The sequence below is a fragment of the Pseudomonas sp. S30 genome, from assembly GCF_016518545.1.
In the GTDB taxonomy this organism is placed as follows: Bacteria; Pseudomonadota; Gammaproteobacteria; order Pseudomonadales; family Pseudomonadaceae; genus Aquipseudomonas.
The window spans coordinates 103,158-110,715 of sequence record NZ_JACVTO010000019.1 but is presented as its reverse complement, the minus strand read 5'-3'; the positions used below and the strand labels follow the sequence as shown (position 1 = coordinate 110,715).

Annotated in this window: 6 protein-coding genes; 4 read left to right on the top strand and 2 right to left on the bottom strand. The window is 64.9% G+C overall.

All coding sequences use genetic code 11. The features are described from left to right. Positions 1 to 85: 85 nt before the first annotated feature. Positions 86 to 1,417: an OprD family porin gene (locus tag IAE34_RS19535; RefSeq protein WP_200140586.1), complete on the bottom strand. Its 1,332-nt coding sequence runs from the start codon at positions 1,415 to 1,417 to the stop codon at positions 86 to 88. Positions 1,418 to 1,892: 475 nt separating this feature from the next. Between IAE34_RS19535 and tauA the strand changes: the two genes are divergently transcribed. The 4 genes from tauA to tauD all read left to right on the top strand — a co-directional run bounded on the left by tauA (position 1,893) and on the right by tauD (position 5,428). After that, a complete protein-coding gene (gene tauA, locus IAE34_RS19530) occupies positions 1,893 to 2,864 on the top strand; it encodes a taurine ABC transporter substrate-binding protein (protein ID WP_200140585.1) in 972 nt (323 codons plus the stop codon). 39 nt (positions 2,865 to 2,903) lie between these two features. Continuing rightward, entirely contained in the window at positions 2,904 to 3,695 is a 792-nt protein-coding gene (tauB, locus tag IAE34_RS19525) for a taurine ABC transporter ATP-binding subunit (RefSeq protein ID WP_200140584.1), read from the top strand. Further along, positions 3,692 to 4,531 (top strand): taurine ABC transporter permease TauC, encoded by an 840-nt coding sequence (gene tauC, locus IAE34_RS19520; RefSeq protein ID WP_200140583.1) that lies wholly within the window; start codon positions 3,692 to 3,694, stop codon positions 4,529 to 4,531. Before tauB ends, tauC begins: the two co-directional genes overlap by 4 nt. Positions 4,532 to 4,594: 63 nt before the next feature. Beyond that, positions 4,595 to 5,428 (top strand): taurine dioxygenase, encoded by an 834-nt coding sequence (gene tauD / locus IAE34_RS19515; RefSeq protein WP_200140582.1) that lies wholly within the window; start codon positions 4,595 to 4,597, stop codon positions 5,426 to 5,428. A gap of 34 nt (positions 5,429 to 5,462) precedes the next feature. Here the strand turns inward: tauD and betT are convergent, their stop codons facing one another. Continuing rightward, a complete protein-coding gene (gene betT / locus IAE34_RS19510; RefSeq protein WP_200140590.1) occupies positions 5,463 to 7,424 on the bottom strand; it encodes a choline transporter BetT in 1,962 nt (653 codons plus the stop codon). Between the last annotated feature and the right edge of the window lie 134 nt (positions 7,425 to 7,558).

Sequence of the window (7,558 nt, the reverse complement as noted above, 5' to 3'; positions counted from 1 at the left end):
CCGGTATCCGGTGGATCGTAAGGCTGCTCCGCTTAAGTGAACAGCATTACGCGGGAGGCGAGGTTTTTTTCATGACGGCTACCGCTTACATGAAGCTGTAAGTGTAGTTGATCAGGAAGCGAGTCTGATCCTGGTCGGCCAGCGAGCTGGTGCCCGACCCACGGTACACGCCGTGACGCAGGGTAGCGCCCAGGCCTTTGAAGGTACCTTGCTGGATCACGTAGTCGACGCGTGCGTCGCGCTCCCACTCGCTGAAGGTGCCATTGCCGTTGGCGTTCTTGCCGTCTTCGCCGCGCAGGTACGAGATCGACGCCTTCAGGCCCGGTACGCCCAGACGTGCGAAGTCGTAGGAATACTGACCGAAGGTGGTGTTCTCACCGGCTTTGGCGAACTGGTTGATCATGCTGTCGGTGAACAGGTAGAAGCTGGCACCGCCGGCGCCTTCGGGACGACCGTTGCCGTCGCGCACGCTGCCCTGGTTCAGCCAGACGAAACCGCCGTCGTCGTTGACGCGCTGGTGACCCAGCAGGAAGGCATGGCCACCCAGGGTGTAGGTGAAGATCGCCGACCAGGTCTTGTTGTCGACCTCGCCCGGGGTCTTGGCGTAGCCGCCGTTGTTGTTGAAGTTGTAGCCGCCGCCGCTGCCGTTGCGGCCGTCGCTGCTGCTGTCGAAGTAGCGCAGGTCGGTCTTGAACGACTGGTCGTCAGCGATCTTGAACACGTGGGTCGCGCCCAGGAAGTGCTGCTTGTAGAAGTCTTCCAGGTTCGAGTAGTAGTACTGCAGGGTCAGGTCAGGCGTGAGCTTGTAGTCCAGACCACCGAAGCGGAACTGGTTGCTGTCGGCAGTGGCGCCGTTGACCGACAGACCGGTGCGGTTGCTCGACGCACGACCCATGGCGTGGGTCAGCTGACCGGCGTTGATGGTCAGGTTGTCGATTTCCTTCGACTGGATGGTGCCACCCTCGAAGCTTTGTGGCAGCAGACGACCGTCGTTGGAGACCAGAATCGGCAGGTTCGGGGTCAGCGCGCTACCGAAGTGCACTTCGGTCTTGGAGAAGCGGGCCTTGGCGTTGGCGCCCAGACGAGCCCACTGGTCCACGGCCGAGCCGTCGCTGTCGCTGGGGAAGAAGCTGCTGTTGTCCGGGTGCTTGCCGCGACCGCCGTCGAGGTGAATACCCCACAGCGCCTGGGCGTCGACACCGAAGCCGATGGTGCCCTGGGTGAAACCGGAGATGTAGTCGAGCTTGAAGCCCTGACCCGATTCACGGTTGTCGGCACCACCATCACGGTTGTCGTTGTTGAAGTACATGGTGCGCGAGCTGAGGGACAGCTTGCTGTCCTCGATGAAGCCGGCAGCGCCTGCTTGTTGGGCGAGAACACCCACTGCCACGGCCAGGGCCAGGCTGGACTTGTACATGCTTTGCTCCTCTACGTTCTAATTTTTGTACTCTCCAGAGGGCGGGATCTGATGCCCCACTCCCCCGGGTAAGCGATTTAGCACCAAAGCGTGACTGGTAAGTCAATCATTACCGAGTGTTACACGACTTTGGTCTAAGGCTTCCTGCGCTACAGGATAATGACAATCCTATAAATCCAAAATGACCGTTTCGTGAATTGGTCAGATTATTACGGAATAACGACGGAACCTTGAGCGTCATTTGTTGTATCGGCATCCCTGCTCATAGCTGAAGGTTATCTGCGAATCTCGCCAACCCCCGTTCGAGCGAAAGTGGTCAGAGCTTAGCCTTTCACGAAAATTTCACAAGGGCCTGACGACAGGATTTATCGAAGTGAGGGAACTCGCTAAGCTAATTCTAAAAAGTTATTTATATGTAGATTCTTAGATCATTTAGCCTTCTCCACAGTGACTACCACTGACATGAGGCTTTCCGATGATCGATGCTGCGCCCCGCCGCCTTCTGGCCACCCTGCTGCTGGCTGGCCTGAGCGGCCTCGCCCAGGCTGCCGACCTGACCGTCGCCTACCAGACCACCGTGGACCCCGCCAAGGTGGCCCAGGCCGATGGTCGCTACGAACAGGCCAGCCACGCCAGCATCGATTGGCGCAAGTTCGACAATGGCCCCGACATCATCGCCGCCGTGGCCTCCGGCGACGTGCAGATCGGCTACCTCGGCTCGAGTCCACTGGCCGCGGCGATCACCCGCAAGGTGCCGGTACAGACCTTCCTGATCGCGACCCAGATCGGCGCCGGTGAAGCACTGGTCGTGCGCAAGGGCATCGACACGCCCCAGGACCTGGTCGGCAAGAAAATCGCGGTGCCCTTCGTCTCCACCGGGCACTACAGCCTGCTGGCAGCCCTCAAGGCCTGGAACATCGATCCCGGCAAAGTGACCATCCTGAACCTGGCGCCACCGGCCATCACCGCGGCATGGAAACGCGGCGACATCGATGCCACCTATGTATGGGACCCCGCCCTGGGCGTTGCCAAGGAAACGGGCAAGGTGCTGATCACCTCCGCGGAACTGGCGAAAAAAGGCGCGCCGACCTTCGATGCCTGGATCGTGCGCAAGGACTTCGCCGAGCGGCATCCCGAATGGGTCAAGGCGTTCGCCAAGGTCACCCTCGACGCCTACGCCGACTACCGCAAGGACCCCAAGGCCTGGCTGGCCGATCCGCAGCATGTCGCCAAGCTGGCCAAGCTCTCCGGCGCCAAGCCGGCCGACATCCCGGCCTTGCTGGAAGGCAACAGCTATCCACTGGCCGACGAGCAGCGCGCGCTGCTCGCAGCGCCTACCACCCAGGCCCTCGGCGACACGGCGGCCTTCCTCAAGGCCCAGGGCAAGGTCGAGGCGGTATTGCCCGACTATGGCCCCTACGTCACGCCGAACTACCTGCCCCAATGACCGGATAACGGCGCGCACACCGCGCCGCTGGAGCCCACCATGGCCTTGCTCGAACTGCAGCGCATCAGCGCGCACTACCCCGGCGCCGCGACCCCTGTGCTGGACGACATCAACCTGACCCTGGCACCGGATCAACTGCTGGTCGCCCTCGGCCCCTCGGGCAGCGGCAAGACCTCGCTGCTGAACCTGATCGCCGGCTTCACCGCGCCCAGCGGCGGACGCATCACGCTGGACGGCGAAGCGGTGCGCGGCCCGGGCGCCGATCGCGGCGTGGTGTTCCAGGACGACGCCCTGCTGCCCTGGCAGAACGTGCTCGACAACGTCGCCTTCGGCCTGGAACTGGCGGGCGTGCCCCGCGACGAACGCCGGGCCAAGGCCAGGGACATGCTGGCGCTGGTGGACCTGGCAGGCTTCGGCGAGCGCCGGACCTGGCAATTGTCCGGTGGCCAGAAGCAGCGCGTGGGCCTGGCGCGCGCGCTGGCCGCCGACCCGCAGGTGCTGCTGATGGACGAGCCGTTCGGCGCCCTCGACGCGTTCACCCGCGAGCAGATGCAGACCCTGTTGCTGACCGTGTGGAAACGCACCGCCAAACCGGTCCTGCTGATCACCCACGACATCGAAGAAGCCGTGTTCCTGGCCAGTGAACTGATACTGCTGGCACCGAACCCTGGGCGCATCGTCGAGCGCTTGCCGCTGGAGTTCGGCCGCCGCTTCGCCGCCGGCGAGTCGGCGCGGGCGATCAAGTCCGATCCACGCTTCATCGAGACCCGCGAGCATGTGCTGTCGCGGGTGTTCGCTCAACGTACCGATGACCAGCAGGTGACCGCATGAGCAGCCTGAACCTGCCGGTGGTCGGCGACGCGACCCCGGGCGCACGCGCGCAGCGCTCACCGCGCCGTCCGCTGCCGACCCGCTGGATCAGCGCACTGACGCTCGCCAGCCTGCTGCTGGTGTGGTGGCTGGTCACCGCTGCCGGCTGGGTCGAGCCGCTGTTCCTGCCTGCGCCCGGCGATATCCTCAGCAGGGCCTGGGTGCTGCTGACCCAGGGCTACATGGACGTGAGCCTGTGGCAGCACCTGGGCGCCAGCCTGGGGCGTATCGGCGCGGCATTGCTGGCCGCGACGCTGACGGCGATTCCGGTCGGACTGGCGATTGGCAGCAATCGCGTGGCACGGGGGGTGCTCGACCCGTTGATCGAGTTCTACCGTCCCATCCCGCCGCTGGCCTACCTGCCGCTGATCGTGATCTGGTGCGGCATCGGCGAGCTGTCCAAGGTGCTGCTGATCTACCTCGCAATCTTCGCCCCCATCGCCATCGCCACCGCCACTGGCGTGCGCACCGTCGACCCGGCCAAGCTGCGCGCGGCGCAGTCGCTGGGGGCCAGCCGGGCGCAGCAGATCCGGCACGTGATCCTGCCCAGCGCACTGCCCGACATTCTCACCGGGGTGCGTATCGGCCTGGGCGTGGGCTGGTCGACGCTGGTGGCCGCCGAGCTGATCGCGGCCACCCGAGGCCTGGGCTTCATGGTGCAGTCGGCGGCGCAATTTCTGGTCACCGACGTGGTGGTGCTGGGCATCCTGCTGATCGCCCTGATCGCCTTCGCCCTGGAAATGGGCCTGCGCGCCCTGCAACGGCGGCTGGTGCCCTGGCACGGGCACAGCCACTGACCACGCCCGACCGCACTCCAATTGCTGGTCGAAGTCCTGGCCAAAGTTCTGTAGAGATCCGACATGAGCCTGAACATCACGCCCCTCAGCCCCGCGCTGGGCGCCCAACTGGACGGCATCGATCTGGCGCGCCCGCTCAGCCCCGAGCAACGCGACACCATCGAGCAGACCTTGCTCGACCACCAGGTGCTGTTCTTTCGCGAGCAAGCCATCACCCCGGCCCAGCAAGCGGCCTTCGCCGCGCAGTTCGGCGACCTGCACATCCATCCGATCTACCCCAACGTGCCGCAGACCCCGCAGGTGCTAGTGCTCGACACCGCAGTGACCGACGTGCGCGACAATGCCACCTGGCACACTGACGTGACCTTCCTGCCGACCCCGGCGCTGGGTGCGGTACTCAGCGCCAAGCAGGTGCCGGCGTTTGGCGGCGACACCTTGTGGGCCAGCGGGATCGCCGCATTCGAAGCGCTGTCGGCGCCGCTGCGCCTGATGCTGGACGGCCTCACCGCCACCCATGACTTCACCCGCTCGTTTCCCCTGGAGCGCTTCGGCACCACCGCCGAGGACCTGGCGCGCTGGGAGGCGACGCGGCGCAATCATCCACCGCTGTCGCATCCGGTGGTACGCACTCATCCAGTGAGCGGGCGCAAGGCGCTGTTCGTCAACGAGGGGTTCACCACGCGCATCAACGAGTTGGCCGAGCACGAGAGCCAAGCGCTGCTCAAATTGCTGTTCGCCCATGCGACGCGGCCGGAATTCACCCTGCGCTGGCGCTGGCAGGCCAACGACGTGGCGTTCTGGGACAACCGCGTGACCCAGCATTTCGCCGTGGACGACTACCGCCCGCAGCGGCGGGTGATGCACCGCGCGACGATCCTGGGGGACGCCCCGTTCTGAACGAAACGGGGCCGCATCAGCGGCCCCGAGTCCATCACCTGACCAGGTGCAGGAACTGCATGTGCCGTTCGTACTGGTCGAGGATGTCGTTGATGATCTGCTCCTTGCTGTAGCCGACCAGATCGTAGTTCTGGCTGCCCTCGGCCAGGTGCACCTCGGCGCGGTAATAGCGGCGGTTCTTCAACTCCTGCGCACCCACGCCCCCCAAGGCGAAGGAGGGGGTGAAGTAGCCGCGCATCTGCACCTGGTAGATGAACGGCTGCTCCTCGCCATGGCCGACCTTGAGGCTGACGTTGTCGTGGCTCGGGTCGTCCTGGGTGATCAGGGTCAGGCCTTTCTGCTCGAACACCTCGGTGACGTCGGCGATCGCCGGGCGCACCACGTCGTCCATGAAGCGGTACACCTCGTCGCGCGACGGGAAGTGCACGGCCTGGCTCAGGCGGTTGCGCCAGCCGCCGCGTCCGCGCCGGGTCTGGGCGAACGGCGCCAGCGAATGCATCTGTGCGATGCGCCGCTGGCTCTCCAGATGGAAGGCCTTGTGCAGCCCCCACATCATGCACAGCAGGATCAGCGAGAACGGCAGGGAGGTCAGCACCACCGCCGACTTCAGCGAATCGATGCTGCCGGCGAACAGCAAGGCACTGGTGACCAGCGCGGTCATCGCGCCCCAGAAGATGCGCAGCCAGTTCGGACCGTCCTCGTCGGTGTCGCCGCCCTTGGACGACAGCGTGGCCAGGACCACGGTGCCGGAGTCGGCGGAGGTGACGAAGAACACGAAGCTGATGAACACCGTGACCGCGATCACCGTCTTGCTCCAGGGATAGGTCTCCAGCAGCAGGTACAGGCTCATCGACGGGTTGTCCAGGGCGGACTGGCCCAGGGCGGTCATGCCGTGGTTGATCACCTGGTCCAGCGCGCTGTTGCCGAAGATCGACATCCACGCCAGGGTGAAGCCCAGCGGAATCAGCAGCACGCCAAAGACGAACTCGCGGATGGTGCGACCGCGCGAAATGCGCGCGATGAACAGCCCCACGAAGGGCGCCCAGGCGATCCACCAGGCCCAGTAGAACACGGTCCAGCCACCCAGCCAGTCGCGGTTCTCGCCGTAGGCATAGACGTCGAAGCTCTTGCGCGACAAGGCGCCCAGGTAATCACCCAGGTTCTGGATCAAGGTGTTGAACAGGTGCTGGGTGGGGCCGGCGAACAGCACGAACAGCAACAGCGCGCAGGCCAGGAACAGGTTGATGTCGCTCATCACCCGCACGCCCTTCTCCACCCCCGCCACCGCCACGGCCACCGCCGCGCCCATCATCAAGGCGATCAGCGCCACCTGCACCCACTGGCTGTGGGCCACGCCGAACAGGTAGTCCAGGCCGGAGTTCAGGTGCAGCACGCCAAAGCCCATATCGGCGCCCAGGCCGAATACCGTGGCGATGATGCCGAAACCGTCCACGGCGTAGCCGATGGGGCCGTTGATGCGTTTGCCGATCAGCGGGTACAGCGCCGAGCGCAACGCCAGGGGCAGGTTGTGGCGGTAGGCGAAATACGCCAGGGCCATGCCGACGAAGGCGAACACGCCCCAGCCGTGCAGGCCCCAGTGCAGGAACAGGATCTGCATCGCCTGGCGCCCGGCCTCCACCGTACCGCCCTCGCCCTGGGGCGGCTGGAGCATGTGGGTGAGGGGTTCGGAGACGCAGAAGAAGAACAGCGTGATGCTGATACCGGCGGCGAACAGCATGCCGGCCCAGGACAGGTAGCTGAACTCCGGCTCGTCATGGTCGGCGCCCAGCTTGATCTTGCCGTAGCCGGACACGGCCGTGACCACCACGAACACCAGGTACAGGGTCATAGCCAGCATGTAGTACCAGCCGACCGTGTTGGCCGCCCAGTTCTGCGCCGCCAGCAGCCAGTCCCCGGCAGCCTGTGGATTGCTGATGACCACCAGGCCGAAGATGAGAATGAAGCTTGCCGCGAAATAGAACACCGGAGGGTTCATGCGGACCTTGCCAGGGGCAAGCGAAGCGGACGGTGCACTCATGGATGGCGCACCTCGGCAACGGAGATGGGGTACGAATGGAACGGGTTCAGCAAAGGAAATCCTCCTGTTGAACACCGGCAGCGGACCAGCGT

Coding starts and splice junctions, on each gene's coding strand:
- tauC (WP_200140583.1), top strand. CDS start 3,692: ATGAGCAGCCTGAACCTGCCGGTGGTCGGCGACGCGACCCCGGGCGCA.
- tauD (WP_200140582.1), top strand. CDS start 4,595: ATGAGCCTGAACATCACGCCCCTCAGCCCCGCGCTGGGCGCCCAACTG.
- tauB (WP_200140584.1), top strand. CDS start 2,904: ATGGCCTTGCTCGAACTGCAGCGCATCAGCGCGCACTACCCCGGCGCC.
- betT (WP_200140590.1), bottom strand. CDS start 7,424: ATGAACCCTCCGGTGTTCTATTTCGCGGCAAGCTTCATTCTCATCTTC.
- IAE34_RS19535 (WP_200140586.1), bottom strand. CDS start 1,417: ATGTACAAGTCCAGCCTGGCCCTGGCCGTGGCAGTGGGTGTTCTCGCC.
- tauA (WP_200140585.1), top strand. CDS start 1,893: ATGATCGATGCTGCGCCCCGCCGCCTTCTGGCCACCCTGCTGCTGGCT.